Origin of the sequence: Halomonas saccharevitans, from assembly GCF_900116405.1 — a bacterium.
GTDB lineage: Bacteria > Pseudomonadota > Gammaproteobacteria > Pseudomonadales > Halomonadaceae > Halomonas > Halomonas saccharevitans.
Genome location: NZ_FPAQ01000005.1, coordinates 1 through 17,444, shown reverse-complemented (window position 1 = coordinate 17,444; position 17,444 = coordinate 1). Strand labels below are relative to the sequence as shown.

Genomic DNA, 17,444 nt, shown 5'->3' with positions numbered 1-17,444 from the left:
TCGGGGCCGCGGCCGGCGGCAACGAGCGCACATGATACTGGAAAGCGCCGGGCGCGAGAAATCGGCAGAGGTGACAGCCATCGATCAGCTGGTTATGGTTGAAGGCCTCTTCGCCGCACACCGCCCCTATGCCCGCATTCGCGACCGTCTCTTCCCGGCGCCTCTGGCGCGGGACAGCCCTGCTGTGCAGCGCCCTGCTGCTCGCGCTGCTGCCCCACCATGGCGGCACGCCACAGGGGGCGCACCTGCAGGAGGTGCTCGCCCGGGACTTCCTCAGCGTGCATACCCGCAACACCCCCACCACCTATTACGAAGGGCGGGAGGGCCCCACCGGGTTCGAATACGAGCTGGTGCGGCGCTTCGCCAATCATCTGGGCGTCAGCCTGACCCTGGACGCCGACCATCACATTCCCGACGTGATCGAGGCGGTGCGTGAGGAGGGTGACCTGGGCGCGGCCGCCCTGCCCCTGGACCCGACCCTCGAGGGCGTGCTGTTCAGCCGACCGATCATGCCGCTGCAGCCCCTGCTGGTCTATCGTCGCGGCCTGCATCCGCCGGAGAAGATCGAGGAGCTGGAGGGGCTGGAGATCGGCACCCTGCGCGGCTCCGGTACCGGCCGTGTGCTGCGCGAGCTGCAGGTGGAGCACCCGTGGCTGAGTTGGAAGGAGTCTGCCGAGCTGGAGGTGGCCGAGCTGCTCGGCCAGGTGGCCGGTGGCACCCTGGATGCTGCGGTGATCTTCGAGCATCAGTTCCGTCTCAACCGGCTGTTCTTCCCCGAAGTCGAGGACGGCTTCACCCTCGGCAAGCCGCTCTCCCTGGCCTGGGCCTTCCCCGCCGGCCGCGGACTGGGGCTGGTCGGCGAAGCCAATCGCTTCCTCGACGCGCTGCGTCGGAGTGGGGAGCTCGACGCCCTGGTCGCCCGCTACTTCGGTCACGATGACTACCTCGAGTACGTGGGCGCCCGCACCTTCATCGCCCATGCCCGCAAGCGTCTGCCCCGCTACGGCGAGCTGTTCCGCGAGGCCGCCCGCAACACCGGCTTCGACTGGAAGCTGCTGGCCGCGCTGGGCTATCAGGAGTCCCACTGGGAGCCCCGCGCCACCTCCCCCACCGGGGTGCGCGGCCTGATGATGCTGACCAACGCCACCGCCGGCGACCTCGGCGTCGACAACCGCCTCGACCCGGCCCAGAGCATCCACGGCGGCGCCCGCTACCTGCGCCAGATCGAGGAGCGCCTGCCGGCATCGATCGAAGGCGACGACCGCCTGTTCATGGCCATGGCCTCCTACAACGTCGGCCTCGGTCACCTCTACGACGCCCGCAAGATCACCGAGATGCGCGGCGGCGATCCCGACCGCTGGCGCGATGTGCGCGACTCGCTGCCGCTGCTCCAGGAGCGCGAGTGGCACAGCAAGACGCGTTACGGCTATGCCCGAGGCGGCGAGCCGGTGATCTACGTGCGCAACATCCGCCGCTACTACGAGATACTGGCCTACCTCGATCGCAGCCAGGAGCAGTTCCACGAGCTCAATGCACGGCTGCCTGACCGGGCCGACACCGAACTCTTCGAGCAGGTACCCCCGGTGCTCTAGTTGTGTAACCCCATCTAGCCGGCCTCGCCCTCGCCGTTCTGCCCCGCCCTGCCCCGGCGGGCGGCGAAGAACGCCTTGAGCAGTCGGGCGGCGCGGGCGGCCAGCACGCCGCCCTCTACCGTCACGCGGTGGTGATACCAGGGCTGAGCGAAGAGATTGGCCTTCGACTCCACCATGCCGCTGCGCGGCTCGGCCGCACCGTAGACCACACGGGCCAGGCGAGCATGGATGATCGCCCCGGTACACATCAGGCAGGGCTCGAGGGTCACGTAGAGGGTGCAGCCGTCCAGCCGGTAGTTGCCGAGCCGCTCGCCGGCGGCGCGCAGCGCCTGGATCTCGGCGTGGGCGCTGGGATCGTGGCCGCCCACCGGCGCATTGAAGCCGGCGCCGACGACCTCGCCCGCGGCGTCCACCACCACCGCGCCCACCGGCACCTCGCCAGCGTCCAGGCCCCGCCGGGCCTGATCCAGCGCCCGATGCATGTAGAACTCGTCGCTGCGCACTGTGCGGAACTCCCGTAGACTGGATGGCATTAAGACGATCGTATGATATCGGTGGCGTCCCTGCACGCCACCGCCCGGAGGAACCATGACACCCGATGCCTTGAACGCCCTGGTCGACCTCCTCGGTCTCGAGGCCCTGGAGGAAAACCTGTTTCGCGGCCGCAGCCAGGATCTGGGCCTACCCCAGCTGTTCGGCGGCCAGGTGCTGGGCCAGGCCCTCTCGGCCGCCAGCCAGACCGTCGACCCGAGCCGACGGGTCCACTCCCAGCACGGCTACTTCCTGCGCCCGGGAGATCCGCACCGTCCGGTGGTCTACCAAGTGGATGCGGTGCGCGATGGCGGCAGCTTCACCACGCGCCGGATCACCGCCATCCAGAAGGGGCGGCCGATCTTCTTCTGTAGCGCCTCCTTCCAGGGCGAAGAGGAGAGCATCACCCACCAGACCACGGCGCCTGCGGTGCCCACTCCCGAGACGCTTCAAGAGGGTGACGCCCGCCTCGAGCGCTTCCCTGGCCACCCCATCGAGTTCCTGCGCATCGACGAGAGCGCCGAGCCCGGCGAGGCGGCCCGCAAGCGCCTGTGGTTCCGCCTGGTGGGCGAGCTGCCCGACGACCAGGCGCTGCAGCGCAGCCTGCTCGCCTACAGCTCCGACTTCAACCTGCTGACCACCTCGCTGGTACCCCACGGCATCGCGTTTCGCGATCCGCGGCTGCAGATCGCCAGCCTCGATCACGCCCTCTGGTTCCATCGCGACGTCAGGGTCGACGACTGGCTGCTCTACGACATGGACAGCCCCTGGGCCGGCGGAGCGCGAGGTTTCGCCCGCGGCAGCCTCTACGATCGCCAGGGTCGACTGGTCGCCTCCAGCGCCCAGGAAGGGTTGACCCGGCTGCGCTCCTGACCCTCAGTCACCCTCCTGACTTGGCAGCGAATGGGGCCCGGCGCTATCCTGCCCCTGCCGCCGCAATAGCTCAGCTGGTAGAGCAACGCACTCGTAATGCGTAGGTCGGAGGTTCGAGTCCTCTTTGCGGCACCAGAAACCATCTTGAAAACGGCCACTTAGCGAATCGTCGCGGTAGCCGTTTTTCGTTGCTCGCCTTCTAGGTTCCAAATAGGTTCCAGCCGTCAGGAAGTCGCCGGCTAGGTTCCAGCAACCGGCCGGCAGGTGGGCGCACCTCGCCACGTCGCCCTGCTACCTGCCCGGTATCAGATGGCCATTGCCGGTTGCCCGGTGCGGAGCGCCTAGGGCTGCGCTACCAGGGGTAGGGGCCAGGTGCGGCTGGCGCTTGGGCATGACGCCGGCCACCAGCCGGTCAGCCGAAAAACTGGGTTAGCGATTCAGCAAAGGGGCCGTCCCGGTCGCTGGCGCCAGCGGATCCAGGAATCAGACCGCCCCCTCTCTACCGAGCACCATGCTCTCGCTCGCCTTGTGCGATCTGTCCGGAGTATCTGGTTTGTCAGGTACCGGCAGGGCGCGGAGCTATCCGACCTCATCCCGTAGATTGACCACCTCGGCCCGCAGGGCACGGGGTTCGTCGAGCACGGCATGAGTCAGCAGCGTGTCACCTGGCGTTCACGCCATTGGTGAGAGAAAGGTGCCGATAGCGGAATCTCGCTGTCGGTAGGGCTAGCACCAGGGAGCAGCGTGGATGCTGAGAGGGTGACGGGCCTGTTACTGGCGCTTGCCGCTAAAGGCGCTTCCTGGTAGTCGGCTCCAAGAGTCGAGCGCATCGACTTTCTTTTGTTTGTAGTTCTTCGGCTTCTTGCCAGCAGCTATCCTCTGTTCATTTTTGCGTTGCTGGTCGGCCTTCTTCTTCGCCTTGGCCTTGGCCTGCTTTTCCTTCAAGCGCACCCTTTTCAGGATCCGCTTCTCTTCCTGCCGCTTCGCTGTCTCAGCCATCATCTTCAGCGTGCTGATCTCATTGGTCATGGCTTGCTCCCCTATGGAATCCCTCCTGCCACAGAGTAAACCAGATGACGATGCTCAGATATGGGTATCGGTGCCCTTGTAGGTGATCTCGGCGCGGAGTGGTCTGAACCAATCGCGCGGCTTGCCATATCCGGGCTTCTTGGTCATGTGTCGTGCTCCTTGTTCGGTTGCCCCAGTACATCAGCGTCCATGAGCCAAGGTTGCCTTGCAGGGTAACGCCAGCTACCTCAACAAACCTCAACATCGAATCCCCACCTTCACCAACTCGAAACGCCGCAACCACGCGGCTCGTGGCCATCAGTGGTGGAGCACCTGGAACGCCGAAACAATGCCGACAGCCAGGCACTCGGCGCCCCGTGGCTGGTGGGGAGGGCGCCGGCCAGCACCTTGGCTTTACTCGGGAGTGGCTTCGGGTATCGACGTTGGCGAGTTCCGGTTGCCTGGAAGAACCAGCCCAGCAGTGGCGGGGCTTCAGCGCCAGCGGCAAACCGGAAGCGGAAGCGAAACGAAACCGCCGTAAATAGCGCGCGCTTGGGCCTCGGCGCCCCCTCGGGTACGGGGTAGAGGGGTGGAGTACCTTTTGTGTCGGCAATGTCCTACAGCGGTGGAGCGCATCGTGGGCCATGCTCAACGTGGCGCCTTTATCTCGCGGCCTCGGTCGCCTAGTGGGCGCGCCCAAGGGACAGTTGCCAGCACGCCGCCACGGCCACGGACGGCCAGCCCCAGAATTGTATGTCGTGTAAACCCGGCACGTGGCCAAGGGATTGGTGGGTCGTGTGCTATCGTGAAACCTAAATCCATCACGGTAGGAGCGTCATGGAAATCATAAAGTGGGCTTTCATCATAGGCGGGCCGGCTTACGTCTTCTGGTCATGCTACCGCGAGAGCAAACGCGAAGCTCGGCGTCTGGCAAAGCATGATCAGGAATAGGGGTCGAAACCCATATTGTTCTTGGTGTTGTCCCGTTATTGCCCCGCGCAGCTCGGTTAATTGGATAACATCTCTCTCATCATTGCGTTAACTATCCGTCTGCCAGCGGCTGGACTTCGGTGGGCGAGAGCTCAGAGCAGGCCGGCAAAACAGGCCTTGCAGCCTACGGTGCCTGAGCATTTCTTAGCATCCGAGCCGATGGCCGATGCCAGGTTTTGCCAGGTCGCTGGCGCCCTTCCCAACGTCAACATTTGTCAACATGCCCGGCGCCCTGCCGGCGCCCCGATGTTGGGTTTTGTTGGGGTGCCGGCAACGCACGCGCGTTATTGGTCGAAAAATCATCAGACGCCAACACGGCAAAGGCGCCCAGTCTGGGGCGCCCTTGATAAATCTTGATTGTTTTTCAATCGCCGACCCTTTTAGGGGGTACGGAAATCATCAGGCCGGCATCGTGCCAGCTCTCGCTCGATGGCCAGGCGCACAAACTCGGCGCGGTTGCGGTGGCCGTGGTGCAGCCCCTGGCTCATCAGCCGGTCGATGCCCTCCACCACCTCAGCCTCGACGCTCACGATCAGCCGCACGGGCTCGGCAAGCCGCCGTGGGTTCTTGCTCATCGTTCGCCCTCCTCTTCGGTGTCGTGGGGCAAGTCGATAGCGGGCGGCTCCAGATCAAGCTCCGGCAAGCTGTCCAGGTCGATGGCCGGCAGCGTCTCCAGATCGATGGCGCCCTTTTCTAGCCGGGAAATATCATCACCCATCAAACGCCGGTAGGCGTCGCAGGCGCCCTTTGACGGGCGAGCCTTGGGGTTGCCTCGCTTCATGGTGTCGTACCTCTCAGCATCGCGTTAGCGGTCCGCCTGCCGGCATTGTCGCGCCGCTGGGCCTGGGGCTCGGCAGCAGCGCCAGCCGCCCACGCCTCGACATAGTGCCGAGCTACCTTCATGGCCTCGGCTTCGGGTCGGGTGGCCAGGTGGTGCAGCAGGTAGCGCCGGTCATCCGGCACCAACGCACAGTGGTGCGCGGCATAGGCCAACCAGGGTGGGTCAATATGGCGCTCTGCTGGCGCCTGGGAGTCGCTGGTGGCCAGTGGCTCAGGGTATGCCGGCCAAACGGCCTTGGCCGCCTCCAGCGCCTTAGCATTCCTTAACAACCGGTGGGCCTGCTGGCGGGCAGCCTCAAGGCTCGGCGCCACCCGAAGGCGTCATCTACCACCGCCACCAGTTCGGCCCGTACCTGTCGGCTCAGAGGCGCCAGCGTCTCGCGTAGGCGATGCGCCAGCGCCGGCCCAAGGTCGCGGCCCGTGTCAGCCAGGGCGGCCAGCAGCGCCTCGACCTCATGCGCCGGCCCGGCCTCGCCCTGCCCTACCTGCTTCTGGTGGTGTCCCACGTGTCCCACCTGTCCCAACGGCTCAACCATGCGGGTTGGCGGCGGGACAGGTCCGGGACAGGTGGTGTCCCGACGTGTCCCAGCGAAGGTGCGGTAAACATCGTCCAGGCTCATGCCGCGCCCTCCTCGGTCTCAGCCGGGCGGATCGCATAGACGCGGCGGCGGCTGCCGTTGATCCGTACGCGCACGGACCGCGCGCCAGCATCGCGCTCGACTATCCAGCCGGCCACCTCCAGGGCTTCGGTGCCGCGCTTCACGTCGAAGCCGCCCAGCGCCTCGGCCAGCCCCTCGCCGCTGAATAGGTAGGTGCGGCCCTCGGCATCATCACGCCACCAGCCGGCCCGGTTATAGACCGTGGGGGTATGGGCCGGGTCGCTCTCGACACTGCTGAATCGGGCATCGCCGTGTCGCTCGATGAAACCGGACACATTGGCCAATATCTGCTCATGCTCGGACCTGACGCCGCCCTGCCCGGCGGCCCATGCATGGAGCGCCTCGATAGCGGCGGCCATGGCCTCGCCCTCATGCCAGCCCGTCAGCCCGTACTCGGTAGCCAGCTCGCCGGCCAGCCCGATCAACGCCAGCACCTTGGCGGCCCGGCCTTGCAGCGGGCGGGACGTGGCAAAGCCGTCTACCTGGGCGAAGCGGTCCACCTCGCTGGCCAGGTCGCGCTCCTCGGCCACCAGCCGCTCGATGAACGCCGGCCCAAGGTGGCCATGGTGGCGCGTCACCTCGCTTTTCAGGTGATCCGCAAAGGCGCGGCCATCAGCCAGGTGGTGCAGCAGATCGAAGGCGCCGTGGGCGCGCTTGGCGGGTATATCCAGCAGCCGGACGGCCTGCCCGGCATGGGGGTGCTTGCCGGCCTCGCTCATGTGGGCGGCCAGGGTGCGCTCGCCGCTGCTCAATACCGCGATGCGCCAGCGGTGCGGACGCCTTGCTGTGCCGTTGCGGTTGGCGCGGGCCTTGCCGGTGCCGTTGCCCAAGGCGTAGACGGTGGCGCCGATCTCTTTGCCATCGGCCTCGCCTATCTCGTCCAGCACCAGCGCCGTATCACTCAGGGCGGCGGCCGCGACCTCCAGCAACGTCGTTTTGCCGTTGGAGCTATCACCCACCAGATGAATACCTGCCGTTTGCCGGTGGCACAGGTGCAGCAGCGGGCCGGCCAGGGCGGTGGACACGGCCAACACCATCAGTGGGTTGCCACTGCACAGCCGGCCTATGGCATGGCGCCAGCTCTCCAGGTTGCCGGCGGTGGCGTACTCGTCTTGGCCGGCCACCTCGCTTTGAAAGGTGATCCGGCGGGCCAGCTCGCCCTGGGCGATGGTGCGCCAGGGCATGACGAAAACCAGCGCCTCCTCGACGCGGTGCCAGCCCACACGGGTTGCGGCCACCACCACCTCATCGGGCCGGCATTGGGACGCCCAGCGGTGTAGCGGCTTGAAGCCGTCGGGATTGATACGAATGCCCATATCCAGCAGCTCGCCGCGCATCTCCTCGCCGCTGCCCTTCAGCAGCCGCAGGGGCATCGCCCATTGCCGCCACGGCCCGTAAGGCGATTTGAAGCGCAGCAGCAGCCCGTGGTTGTCGCCGCGCTCGTCATGGGTGGCGGCCAGGCACTCGATGGGGCTGCATATCCACACGTCGAAGGGGGCCGGGTCGCCGTCGCCCTTGGGCTGGCGCTGCCCGTGGTAATACAGCCCCGGCGGCCCGTATTGGCTGGGGGCCAGGTAGCAGGCGAAGGTGGGGCGCCTCGGCTCCTTCACCTTGGCCGGCTGGGCTTTGCTGGGGTCCACCTCGCTGGCGATGGGACAGGTTGGGACAGGTGGTGTCCCTATGGTGTCCCGGCGGGAAGCCGCGTCACTGCTGGGCTGGGACAGGCGGGACAGGTCCAACGGGGTATGGGCGGGCTCAAAGTCAGGCTGCCCGAACATGTCGCAGGTGTCGGGGTCGCGGTATTCACTCACCATGGCCACCTCCCAGCCGACAAAGGCGCACGTCGGCAAAGTCGGTGCAGGTCCGGCAGCCTTCGCAGAATTTCGGCATCAGCAGGTCGCTACCAATGGCCAGGGCGGCGTGGCGGGCCTCTACCGCGCCCTTGTTGGCCTTGCCCTGGTCCGGCAGGTGCCGGTCATCGTCGCCACAGATGGTGATAGCCACCTCAGCCGGCAGGCGTTGGCGAAGGCGCCGCGCCACGGGGGCCAGGTTGTCGGCATTGCGGGCCACCACCACAGGCGCTCCCATGGCCTCATGCAAGGCGGCGGCGGTACTCCATCCCTCGGCCACCAGCACGCGCTTGGCGCCAGCCAGGCGGCCTATCAGGCTGGCCACGCCCTTGACGCGCCCACCCTTAAGGGGGCGCTTGCTGCCGTCGGGAAAGATGCGCTCAAGGTTGACCAGCTCGCCCTCGAAATACAGCGGGACCAGCAGCATCTCGCCGCGCTGGCGCAAGTTGTGGGGCGGTAGTCGCTTGCCGGCCAGCCAGGGGTGGGCAGGATCGCCGAGGCAGGCCTCGGCCCACCAGCGCCGGGCCTTGTCAGCAGCCTTGGCCGCTTGCTGCTGGCGCTCTCGCGCTTGCCGCTCGCTGACGCGCATCGCGTCCAGCCGGGCCTGGGCGGCGGCCTCGGGGTCGCTGGCGCCGTGCAGCGTCACCACCTCGGACACGTCCAGATGCCAAATGCCAAAGCTCGCCGCCTGGGGGCCATGGATGCGATACCAGCCGTTGCCGTTGCCCTTGGGCTTGTCGGGCGCGTCAAATCGCTCAAAGCGGCCTGACGCCCTGGGGGTCAGGGTCACGCCATGGGCTGCCAGGGCTTCGGCCAGTGCCGCTTCGATGCTGCTACGCTTGGGGGGCGCGTCGGTATGGGTCCGGCCCTTTGCGGGGGGCCGGGCCTTTTGCGTTTCGGGTGTCATGCCTCGCCCTCCTTGCGTCTACCGCGTCCACTTTGTCCACCTCGGCCAGTAAGCCGGCGCCAGACGCGGGCCAGCAGATGCGAAAGCTCAAACATGGCCGGCTCCCTCCTCGGCAATCTCTTGCAGGAACTCGGCTCGCTCGCCCAAGGTGCCGCCCACTAGGTCCACAGCCGTCAGCGGCCCGTGATAACGGGCCGGGGGCATGTCGCGGTCGCGTAGCACGTCCACCAGCGCCAGCAGCGCCGTATGGGCTTGGTCCAGGGCGCGAATATTGCCGACGCGCTCAGCTCGGGACAGGTTGGCGACATCCTCGAAGCTCAACCGGCCCAGCACGGTGATCGCGCCCACCAGGGCATCATTCACACGCACGGGCCTTTCATGACCGGCAGGGGGTAAGGTGGCCTCGCCCTCGGCATCGAACAGCTCGGCCACGACTCGCAGAAAGCGGGCCAGATCGCTGGCGCTCTCGCCGTGTAACGTCAGATCGATGGTGGTCATGCCGACGCCCTCCCGGCCACGTGGGCCTCGGCAGTGCTGCCGTAGGCGTTGCCATCGGCCAGCCAGTCCAGCACGTCTTTCAGCCGGTAGCGCACGGCACGGCCACGTTTCACGAAACGCGGTGCCGGCCGGCCTAACAGGCTGCCGGTGGTGCGGGCTTTGCGGGCGGTCGCCGGCTGGGCAGGTATCAGGTGGGGGAACACAGCGGCTTCGGGCAGCTCAATCAGCGCCGGGTCGAAGCCGTCGCGGTAGCGGGCCAGGGCGCTGGCCAGCATGTCGCTGGGGGGGTGTGTCTCGGTAGGCATTGAAGCGTCTCCACGTTGCTGGTTGACGCTTCAATGGTGGCCACGGCCGCGGCTGCCGTGGTGCAGGTGCATTTATGCAAAATGCAGATCGACTAGCCGCGCTTTTCCTCCCAAGCGTCCAGGGCATAGCTCAGCAACCGTTGCAGTTTGCTCTTGCTCATGCCGTACACCTCGCCAGCCTGCTGGCTCATGGCATGGGCTATCTGGGCGCAGTTCGGCTTGCCCGCATCGCCCTTTCGATATTTCGGCCCCAGCTTGGCAATCGTCTCGGTTATCAGCCCCAGCGCCTCAAGGGCACGCAGCTCCTCGCCCTCAGAGAACTGGCCTCGCGCCTCTTCCGGCGCTTCAAGGCTGTCAATGAAGGCATCAAGATTGGTTCGCCGCAGGATGATTGCACACTCCTCGGGGAGCCGGTCGGCTGGAAACCACCTCGAAGGGTCGGTGTACCGCTTCTCCCACTCCGAGATACTGTCCTCAGTTCCGCAGGCATCGTAATCGGCCTGGGTCGCCATCCGCTTGCATAACCTGTAGATGCAGCCTTCTCGCTCCAGCCACACCCCTTCCAGGCCCCATGGGTCAATATCAGGACCGCCAACCCTGGGGTAATACATTTCCTCTACCAGCGACTTTTCAAGCGAGAGCATTGGTAGGTCGTAGATGCCGCTCAACATCTGCACCCCTTGTTCGAACTCCACCACCTCAGTCTCAGAAATGCCCTCACCAACGTGAAGCGCCTCCACACGATGGTCAGCTACAGCGGTTCGTATCTCCTCGTCCAGCTTCTCAATATCTCCGGCCCTAATAACGCCTATTGCCCGAAGCTTCTTTTCCAACCGGGTGGCGGGCTCGTCCCCTCGCATCCAAGAGAGAGGATGGCCAGCCGGGCATAGGAGGACCCTGGCTTCTGTGATGTCACGGATAACCCCCTTGTTGGCATAGGTACCGGATATGAGGTTTACCGACAGCTTGAGGCGCTTTTGAATCGCAAGCTGAAGGATGTCGGAGACTGTGACTTGTTCAGCCAGAACAGAGGTCAGGTGTGAGGCTGCATCGTCAAGCGTGAGCCACTCCTTGAGGCTATACAGCTTTGAACTCATCCGGCGCTACTCCTCGCGCTCACTCCACGGAAAGTTGGCCGGCGGGCGCGGTGGAGTCGCCGCGCTTTCGGGTGTACGGCCCTAGCCGGCCAATTCGTCTTAATCGTTGGTGACGGCCACGCGGATCGCTGGTGCCTTGTCGCTGTCGCCCTCCTCCTCGGCTGGCGCCCTGGGCACCGCCTTGGCGAACGCCTCGACGGCATCGCGGGAATGGTCCGGCCGCAGGTGGGCATAAAACTTGATCGTGGTTTGAATGTCAGCGTGGGCCATCAGCTTGGAAACGGTCAGCAGGTCAACGCCGGCCATCACCAGTTGGCTGGCGAAGTTGTGCCGCAAGGTGTACAGCACCAAATCAGCGGGCAGCCCGGCCAGTTTGCGGACGGTCGCCCACGGCTTTTGCATGGCGGTGGCGCTCATGCGTTTACCGTTGCGTGGCGACGGGAATACCAGCCCGGTGGTGGGCTTGCCTTGCTGCTGGTGCCACGCCCTCAGCACGTCCACGGCCTCAGTGGACAGCGGGAAGGTCTGGGGCTCCTCACGGTGGTGCGCTGTCTTTTCAATCGTCTTGCGGACGGTGCGGAAGTCTAGGTTGACGTGATCCCAGCGCAGCCCGAACAGGTCGCCCGGCCGGAAGCCGGTGTAGTACATGGTTAGAATCCAGGGCGCGACGTGATCCACGTAAGCCACGCCGTCTAGGTCCGGCAGATGCGCCTTGCCATGGGCGCGGCTGCTACGCCGCTGGGCGCGCTTGGCCTCTTGGTACGCCTCCAGCCCGGCAAACAGCGCCAGCACCTCCTCGGCCTCCAGGTAGCGCCGCTGGGATGCTTGCTCGGCCATCTCCTCCTCGGTCATGGCCGGCCGTTGCAGCTTCACGCCCTTCAATGGGTGGGCCGGTATCACCTTGCGCTCGGCAGCGTGGGCCAACAGGCCGCACAAGGCGTCATAGGACCGCTTCAGGGTACCAAAGGCGCGGGGCTTGTCGGCGGCCTCTTGCTCGGCCTGCCAACGCTCAACATCGGCCCGCGTCAGGCTGCCCATGGGCTTATCCAGCCAGCCCGCAAAGTCTTTCTCGATGCGCCGCAGGTTGGCGGCGCCGTCTTTCTTGCGATTCTGGAAGGCGGTGTAGGGGCCGGCCAGATAGGCGGCTAGTGTCTGGTGCTGCTGGCGCTTCTCCTCAGCCTTGGCCTCCTCCATCACCGCGCGGGGGTCGCCGCCCTGGGCGACAATGGCCAGCACCTTGGCGGCATCCTTGCGGCCCTTGTCGGCGGTCATGTTGGCAACACCATAGCGGCCAAGGGTCATCACGCGGCGCTTGCCGGACAGGTTGTAGTAGGACACTCGCAGCGATAGACCGCGCTTGCCGGCCCGCACGTGGTAGCCGGCTTCTCCGCTGTCCCACACCTCGTCACCTTCGGGCAACTCCTTGGCGAGACGTTCCAGGGCTCGCGTTGTAAGCCGTTCTGTCTTTGTCGTCATGCCCCTGGCCTCAATTTCTAGGTTCCAAATAGGTTCCAAGGGCAGGATATAACGGGCTACAACGAGCTACAAACATCAAACAGCGATATACACTCATTACATTGTTTTTATTGAGATATATGGCGACACTTGCTTCTAGTCGTTTCCGCTGAAATATGAGGTTCACGCACTCGTAATGCGTAGGTCGGAGGTTCGACTCCTCTTTGCGGCACCAGAAAGATCATGAGAAACGGCCACTTCGCCCATCGGGCGGTGGCCGTTTTTCGTAGTGGGCTGTCGAGATGGCCAATAGGTGGCAGGCAACAAGAAGGGGTGAGACGGTGATTACCCGTTGCTGTAGTAATCGACCCGGCCATCGCAGGTGCTGACGTAATCGGGCAGATCGTCTCGACGGTCGTACCAGCGCATCGTCTTGCAGCGGGAACCGTATCCTCCGTTGCTATCCACGTCGTCCGGCTGGCCGAGGATGTCGATCACATCCTTCTCTTCCATGCCGATCAGGATGGTGCCACGGCTGCGGGCCTTGACCAGTTCGTTGCGGCTGATGCCCATGCCCTGGGCGCGCTCGGCCACCGAGCTCGGACCCGGCGTCGGGCGCGGCAGGATGCTGCCGGCGGAACCGTCCCCGGCGCGGGAGCGGTCGGTGTCGGGCCGAGTTTCCAGCGACGGGGCCAACGAACGCGGCTCGGGAGCGGCATAGTGGGAGATACCACCGCCCTGGAAGGCCTCGCCTCCCGGGCAGCGGTCGCTGTATGAGCCATCCGGGCATTTCATGATCTGCGCCTGCCCCATGAGCGGCAGTACCAGCAGAGCCATCGCGGTGTATCGCATGCTGTCCTCCTTGGCAGACTCCACAGGCTAGCAGCCTGCCAGGGGTACCATGCGCCGGATGGGCATTCGCTGACATCACGCGTCGGCGATCTCCTCGCCTACGGCACACCGCCGCCGCCGTGCACTCGGGCATGAGGGCGGCGGATCTTGCCTCAGTAGTCGCCCAGCAGCTGCTCGAGGCGGAAGACGGCACCCGAGAGCTCACCGAAGCTCACCGCCGGCTGCGCCGGCGCCTCGGCCGACGGCCAGGCCTGCAGCACCTCGTCGTAGGCGCTCAGCAGGGCCTGGTAGCCCTCGGCGTCATCTCTCGCGCCGAACACTTCGCCCTGGCGCTCGAGCAGCTGGCGTCCCACCTGCATCATGCCGCGCCCGTCCTGATACTCGACGACGTTGGTGAACTCGCCCTCTTCGACGGCCTCGGCGTACTCATACAGCGAGGCGGTGACCAGGGCGCGATGCACCCGGCTGACGAAGGCGGGATCCTGAAGCAGCGACGCCTCGGTGGTGGCCATGGCCTCCTCGAGCGTCGTCTCGACTTCGGCATAGCGTGATTCGAGGGCCTCCCAGGCCAGCCCCTCGCGGGCGCCCTGTTCGAGGGTCTCGAGCGAGGAATGAACGGCCTCGTGGACGCCCCGGGACGCCAGGGCCGACTCCACGGACGGATGCTGCTCGTCCAGCGGATGTGCGAAGTGCACCACGGCGGCGTCCTGCTCGCCCTGGCGATAGAGCTCACGGGCGACCTCGAGGTGGCCCTGCATCATGGCCAGGCGGGTGTAGGTGACCCCGGGGTTATCGGCGGGCGCGGAGGCGTTCCCGCCGCCTTCGCCGCCTTCACCACCTTCGCCGCCTTCACCGCCTTGAGCGGCATCCCAGCCGGAGAAGACAGCCAGCGGATCGGGACCCAGGCCACCGCCTTCGCCACCTTCGCCACCTTCTCCGCCTTCGCCGCCTTCGCCGCCTTCGCCGCCTTCGCCGCCTTGATGGTGCTGGCTCTGCTCGCCGCCTTCGCCACCCTCGTGGTGGTGGCTCTGCTCGGCGGCGTTCATCTCGCCCTCGTGGGCCTCGACGCTGTCGGCCCAGCCGGCGCTCGCCGTGCCCAGCAGGACACTCGTTCCGACGCCGATCCAGAGCTTGGTGCGGGTAGTGGCCATGATGCGTGCTTCCTCTCGTTGCATGAGTCTCGTACATGAATGTGGGCGGCAGACACCGCGACGAAACGATAGTACCGGCCAGGCAGTGAACGCAAATCCTTTTCATTCAGATATACTGGGGCCGCCCCCACCCGAATGGAGTCGATCGTGATTCTCTGCATCGCCCAGATCATCCCCGAGGAACTGCTTCAGCGGATCCAGTCCACCCTGGCCAATACGCCCTTCCAGGACGGTCGCGAGACCGCCGGCTGGCATGCTCGAACGGTCAAGCACAACCGCCAGGCAGAGGGCAGCCATCCCGCCGTGAGCGCACTACGCGAGGAGGTGACCGACCATCTCCAGCGCCATGCGCTGTTCCAGATGGCGGTACGCCCGCGGCGCATGAAGCCGCTGATGTTCAGCCGCTACGAGCCGGGCATGAGCTACGGCAACCACGTCGACGATGCCATCATGGGCAGCCCCGCCGGCGCCATGCGCACCGACATCTCCTTCACCCTCTTTCTCGGCGATCCGGACGCCTACGACGGCGGCGAGCTGCTGATCGAGACCACCGGCGGCGAGCAGACCTTCAAGCTGCCGGCCGGCTCGCTGGTGCTCTACCCTTCCTCGACCCTGCACCGGGTCGAGCCGGTCACCCGGGGCGAGCGCCTGGCGGCGGTCGGCTGGGCGCAGAGCCTGGTCCGCGATCCCCAGCAGCGGGAGGTGCTCTTCGACCTGGACAGCACCCGCCGCCGCCTCTTCGAGGAGAGCGGCAAGACGCCGACCTTCGACACCCTTTCCAAAAGCCTCGCCAACCTGCTGCGGATGTGGGCCGATACCTGAGGCGGGTGTGGGCCGACATCTGAGGCGGATACGGGCCGACACTTGAGGCGCCGACACGCCGGCGGGCGCCTAGCCGGTGCGAACGCGCATCAGCTCGTCCCAGCGGGTGGTGTAGCGCGGTGTGCGCCGTTCGCAGCGCAGCGCCCAGGCGGTGCCCGCACGCGGCAGGCCGAAGCGCACGGTATCGCGCCCCATCTCGCGGTTGAGCCGGTCCACCGCCGCCATCAGCCGCTGGCTGCGGCCACGCTCGGCCTCGCTGCGCGGCGCCAGCAGCGAGAGCTGATGGCGGTCGGCCTCCACCAGGTCGAGCAGCATCACGCCGCACTTCTGGTAGCGCGGCCCCTCGAGGAAGATCGCCTGGAGCCCCCGGGCGGCGGCCTCGAGCAGCGTGCGGCTGTCATCGCTGGGAGCCGGCAGCGGCACCACCGCGCTGTTGCGGTACTGGCGTTCGCCGATCTGGTGAGGGTTGGTGCGCAGGAAGACCATCACCGCGCGGGCCTGGCTGCCCTGGCCGCGCAGCTTCTCGGCGCCCCGGGCGGCGTGCTGGCGCACCGCCTCCTGCAGGTCGGCGAAGGCCCCGGTCAGCCGCCCGAAGGAGCGCGAGACCATGATGCGCTGGCGCGGCGCGTCGAGGTCATCGAGCACGATGGCCGGGCGACCGCGCAGCTCCCAGACGATGCGCTCCAGCACCACCGAGAAGTGGCGGCGGACCTGCTTGGGATCGGCCTCGCGCAGCTGCCAGGCGGTGTGGATCTCCATCAGCGCCAGCCGCTCGGCGGTGCGTCGCGCCACGCCCCACAGCTCGGTCACCGGCAGCCTCTCGAGCAGCGCACGGGTGGCGGGGGCGTCGGCCTCGAGCCGGCAGACGCCCTCGAAGGCCGCCTGCTTCTTGGCCGCGTGATTGGCCACCTTGGCCAGTACCCGGGTGGGCGCCAGCCCCACGCAGACCGGGATGCCGGTATCCCGGCGCACCGTCTCGCGCAGCCGCTGGGCATGCGCCTCCAGGCCGTCCGCCGCGAAACCGGTGAAGCCCACGAAGCTCTCGTCGATGGAGTAGGCCTCCACGTCCGGCGAGAACTCATCGAGGATCCGATTGACCCGCCGGCTCATGTCGCCGTAGAGCGCGTAGTTGCTGGAGAGCAGCACAGCCTGGCGGCGGATGGCCGGCGGCAGCAGGTGCAGGGGCGCCCCCATGGCCATCCCCAGCGCCTTGAGCTCGTTGGAGCGCGCCACCACGCAGCCGTCGTTGTTGGAGAGCACGCCCACCGGCCGCCCCTCCAGGCGCGGAGCGAAGGCCCGCTCGCAGCTGACGTAGAAGTTGTTGCAGTCGACCAGCGCGATCACGACTCGCCCCCCGGCAGGGCGTGGAGCACGTGGGTGACCACGCCCCACACCTGGCATTCGCGCCCGGCCAGGGGGATCGGCGCGAAGCGCGGGTTGCTGGCCACCAGGAAGGTCCGCTCGCCGCGGCGCTCCAGGCGCTTCACGGTGGGCTCACCATCCACGGCGATCACCACCACCCGCCCGGGCAGCGGCTCCAGGCTGCGGTCCACCACCAGCAGGTCGCCGTCATGGATGCCGTCGCCGAGCATGGAATCGCCCTCGGCGCGCACGAAGTAGGTGGCGGCCGGGCGGCGCACCACGTGGGCATGCAGGTCGATCTCCACGTCCAGGTGATCGTCGGCGGGGCTAGCCCGGAAATTGCACCAGACATGAAAAAGGCGGCTGAAAATCGGTTATAATTCAAGAGCCTAACCAAGAATCAACCGCATCAGCCGCCATGACAAAATGTACCACGCCGACTGCCTCCTTTCCACGCTGTAAAGGCCGCCAGGTCACCGCCGGTTTCGACGGGGGCGAGATCACCTCCGATGGCGGTGTCCTGCTGCTTCGCCAGCTGGATCGCGAGATGGGGCTGACCCGTACCATCGCGCGCCGCCTCGATGATGCTCGGGCCACTCGCCGTTGCCAGCACCGCGCCGAGACCATGCTCCGGCAGCGCGTCTTTGGTCTG

The 17,444-nt window shown here is 66.5% G+C and carries 19 protein-coding genes and 1 tRNA gene; 5 read left to right on the top strand and 15 right to left on the bottom strand.

Going from position 1 to position 17,444, the window contains the following annotated elements:
- Positions 1-128 precede the first annotated feature (128 nt).
- Positions 129-1,592 (top strand): membrane-bound lytic murein transglycosylase MltF, encoded by a 1,464-nt coding sequence (gene mltF, locus BM388_RS03665; protein WP_089847342.1) that lies wholly within the window; start codon positions 129-131, stop codon positions 1,590-1,592.
- Positions 1,593-1,606: 14 nt separating this feature from the next.
- On the opposite strand, the gene tadA is transcribed toward mltF, so the two are convergent.
- Positions 1,607-2,095: a tRNA adenosine(34) deaminase TadA gene (gene tadA, locus BM388_RS03660; RefSeq protein ID WP_089847340.1), complete on the bottom strand. Its 489-nt coding sequence runs from the start codon at positions 2,093-2,095 to the stop codon at positions 1,607-1,609.
- An 85-nt stretch (positions 2,096-2,180) separates the two neighbouring features.
- Here tadA and BM388_RS03655 point away from each other — a divergent pair, with 85 nt between their 5' ends.
- Positions 2,181-2,996, top strand: a complete 816-nt coding sequence (locus BM388_RS03655) for an acyl-CoA thioesterase (protein WP_089847337.1) — start codon at positions 2,181-2,183, stop codon at positions 2,994-2,996.
- 59 nt (positions 2,997-3,055) lie between these two features.
- A tRNA-Thr gene (locus BM388_RS03650) sits at positions 3,056-3,131 on the top strand.
- Positions 3,132-3,767: 636 nt separating this feature from the next.
- Here the strand turns inward: BM388_RS03650 and BM388_RS03645 are convergent.
- The 12 genes from BM388_RS03645 to BM388_RS17510 form a co-directional block, all read right to left on the bottom strand.
- Positions 3,768-4,025, bottom strand: a complete 258-nt coding sequence (locus BM388_RS03645) for a hypothetical protein (RefSeq protein ID WP_089847335.1) — start codon at positions 4,023-4,025, stop codon at positions 3,768-3,770.
- 1,349 nt (positions 4,026-5,374) lie between these two features.
- Positions 5,375-5,569, bottom strand: coding sequence for a ribbon-helix-helix domain-containing protein (locus BM388_RS03640; protein ID WP_089847333.1), 195 nt, complete (start codon positions 5,567-5,569; stop codon positions 5,375-5,377).
- Positions 5,566-5,775 (bottom strand): hypothetical protein, encoded by a 210-nt coding sequence (locus tag BM388_RS03635; protein WP_089847331.1) that lies wholly within the window; start codon positions 5,773-5,775, stop codon positions 5,566-5,568. Before BM388_RS03635 ends, BM388_RS03640 begins: the two co-directional genes overlap by 4 nt.
- A 322-nt stretch (positions 5,776-6,097) precedes the next feature.
- Complete coding sequence (locus BM388_RS03630) at positions 6,098-6,340, bottom strand: hypothetical protein (RefSeq protein WP_139233892.1); 243 nt, start codon at positions 6,338-6,340, stop codon at positions 6,098-6,100.
- A gap of 110 nt (positions 6,341-6,450) precedes the next feature.
- Positions 6,451-8,133 carry a DUF927 domain-containing protein gene (locus BM388_RS03625; RefSeq protein ID WP_175535029.1) on the bottom strand — a complete coding sequence of 561 codons (1,683 nt, stop codon included), beginning with the start codon at positions 8,131-8,133 and terminating at the stop codon, positions 6,451-6,453.
- Between the two features lie 163 nt (positions 8,134-8,296).
- Complete coding sequence (locus BM388_RS03620; protein ID WP_089847325.1) at positions 8,297-9,250, bottom strand: toprim domain-containing protein; 954 nt, start codon at positions 9,248-9,250, stop codon at positions 8,297-8,299.
- Between the two features lie 87 nt (positions 9,251-9,337).
- Positions 9,338-9,748, bottom strand: a complete 411-nt coding sequence (locus BM388_RS03615) for a hypothetical protein (protein ID WP_089847323.1) — start codon at positions 9,746-9,748, stop codon at positions 9,338-9,340.
- Positions 9,745-10,053, bottom strand: coding sequence for a hypothetical protein (locus BM388_RS03610; RefSeq protein ID WP_089847321.1), 309 nt, complete (start codon positions 10,051-10,053; stop codon positions 9,745-9,747). The genes BM388_RS03615 and BM388_RS03610 overlap by 4 nt, the downstream gene beginning before the upstream one ends.
- Before the next feature lie 92 nt (positions 10,054-10,145).
- Positions 10,146-11,150: a hypothetical protein gene (locus BM388_RS03605; RefSeq protein ID WP_089847319.1), complete on the bottom strand. Its 1,005-nt coding sequence runs from the start codon at positions 11,148-11,150 to the stop codon at positions 10,146-10,148.
- Between the two features lie 99 nt (positions 11,151-11,249).
- Positions 11,250-12,626, bottom strand: coding sequence for a site-specific integrase (locus BM388_RS03600; protein ID WP_089847317.1), 1,377 nt, complete (start codon positions 12,624-12,626; stop codon positions 11,250-11,252).
- 324 nt (positions 12,627-12,950) lie between these two features.
- The gene (locus tag BM388_RS03590) at positions 12,951-13,457 is read right to left on the bottom strand and encodes a hypothetical protein (RefSeq protein WP_089847314.1); all 507 of its coding nucleotides are present in this window, start codon (positions 13,455-13,457) and stop codon (positions 12,951-12,953) included.
- A gap of 152 nt (positions 13,458-13,609) precedes the next feature.
- Positions 13,610-14,608: a hypothetical protein gene (locus tag BM388_RS17510; RefSeq protein ID WP_139233891.1), complete on the bottom strand. Its 999-nt coding sequence runs from the start codon at positions 14,606-14,608 to the stop codon at positions 13,610-13,612.
- A 147-nt stretch (positions 14,609-14,755) separates the two neighbouring features.
- On the opposite strand from BM388_RS17510, the gene BM388_RS03575 reads away from it, so the two are divergent.
- Complete coding sequence (locus BM388_RS03575) at positions 14,756-15,430, top strand: Fe2+-dependent dioxygenase (RefSeq protein WP_089847308.1); 675 nt, start codon at positions 14,756-14,758, stop codon at positions 15,428-15,430.
- A 69-nt stretch (positions 15,431-15,499) separates the two neighbouring features.
- Here BM388_RS03575 and BM388_RS03570 read toward each other — a convergent pair whose 3' ends face one another.
- Together BM388_RS03570 and BM388_RS03565 are read right to left on the bottom strand one after the other, a co-directional pair.
- Positions 15,500-16,774 (bottom strand): Y-family DNA polymerase, encoded by a 1,275-nt coding sequence (locus tag BM388_RS03570; protein ID WP_089847306.1) that lies wholly within the window; start codon positions 16,772-16,774, stop codon positions 15,500-15,502.
- Complete coding sequence (locus BM388_RS03565) at positions 16,771-17,163, bottom strand: LexA family protein (protein WP_089847304.1); 393 nt, start codon at positions 17,161-17,163, stop codon at positions 16,771-16,773. The genes BM388_RS03570 and BM388_RS03565 overlap by 4 nt, the downstream gene beginning before the upstream one ends.
- 47 nt (positions 17,164-17,210) lie before the next feature.
- Here BM388_RS03565 and BM388_RS03560 point away from each other — a divergent pair.
- The coding region (locus tag BM388_RS03560; protein ID WP_175535028.1) for a transposase at positions 17,211-17,444 on the top strand (234 nt) is incomplete at its 3' end.

Coding starts and splice junctions, on each gene's coding strand:
- mltF (WP_089847342.1), top strand. CDS start 129: ATGCCCGCATTCGCGACCGTCTCTTCCCGGCGCCTCTGGCGCGGGACA.
- BM388_RS03655 (WP_089847337.1), top strand. CDS start 2,181: ATGACACCCGATGCCTTGAACGCCCTGGTCGACCTCCTCGGTCTCGAG.
- BM388_RS03645 (WP_089847335.1), bottom strand. CDS start 4,025: ATGACCAATGAGATCAGCACGCTGAAGATGATGGCTGAGACAGCGAAG.
- BM388_RS03640 (WP_089847333.1), bottom strand. CDS start 5,569: ATGAGCAAGAACCCACGGCGGCTTGCCGAGCCCGTGCGGCTGATCGTG.
- BM388_RS03635 (WP_089847331.1), bottom strand. CDS start 5,775: ATGAAGCGAGGCAACCCCAAGGCTCGCCCGTCAAAGGGCGCCTGCGAC.
- BM388_RS03620 (WP_089847325.1), bottom strand. CDS start 9,250: ATGACACCCGAAACGCAAAAGGCCCGGCCCCCCGCAAAGGGCCGGACC.
- BM388_RS03615 (WP_089847323.1), bottom strand. CDS start 9,748: ATGACCACCATCGATCTGACGTTACACGGCGAGAGCGCCAGCGATCTG.
- BM388_RS03610 (WP_089847321.1), bottom strand. CDS start 10,053: ATGCCTACCGAGACACACCCCCCCAGCGACATGCTGGCCAGCGCCCTG.
- BM388_RS03605 (WP_089847319.1), bottom strand. CDS start 11,150: ATGAGTTCAAAGCTGTATAGCCTCAAGGAGTGGCTCACGCTTGACGAT.
- BM388_RS03600 (WP_089847317.1), bottom strand. CDS start 12,626: ATGACGACAAAGACAGAACGGCTTACAACGCGAGCCCTGGAACGTCTC.
- BM388_RS03590 (WP_089847314.1), bottom strand. CDS start 13,457: ATGCGATACACCGCGATGGCTCTGCTGGTACTGCCGCTCATGGGGCAG.
- BM388_RS17510 (WP_139233891.1), bottom strand. CDS start 14,608: ATGGCCACTACCCGCACCAAGCTCTGGATCGGCGTCGGAACGAGTGTC.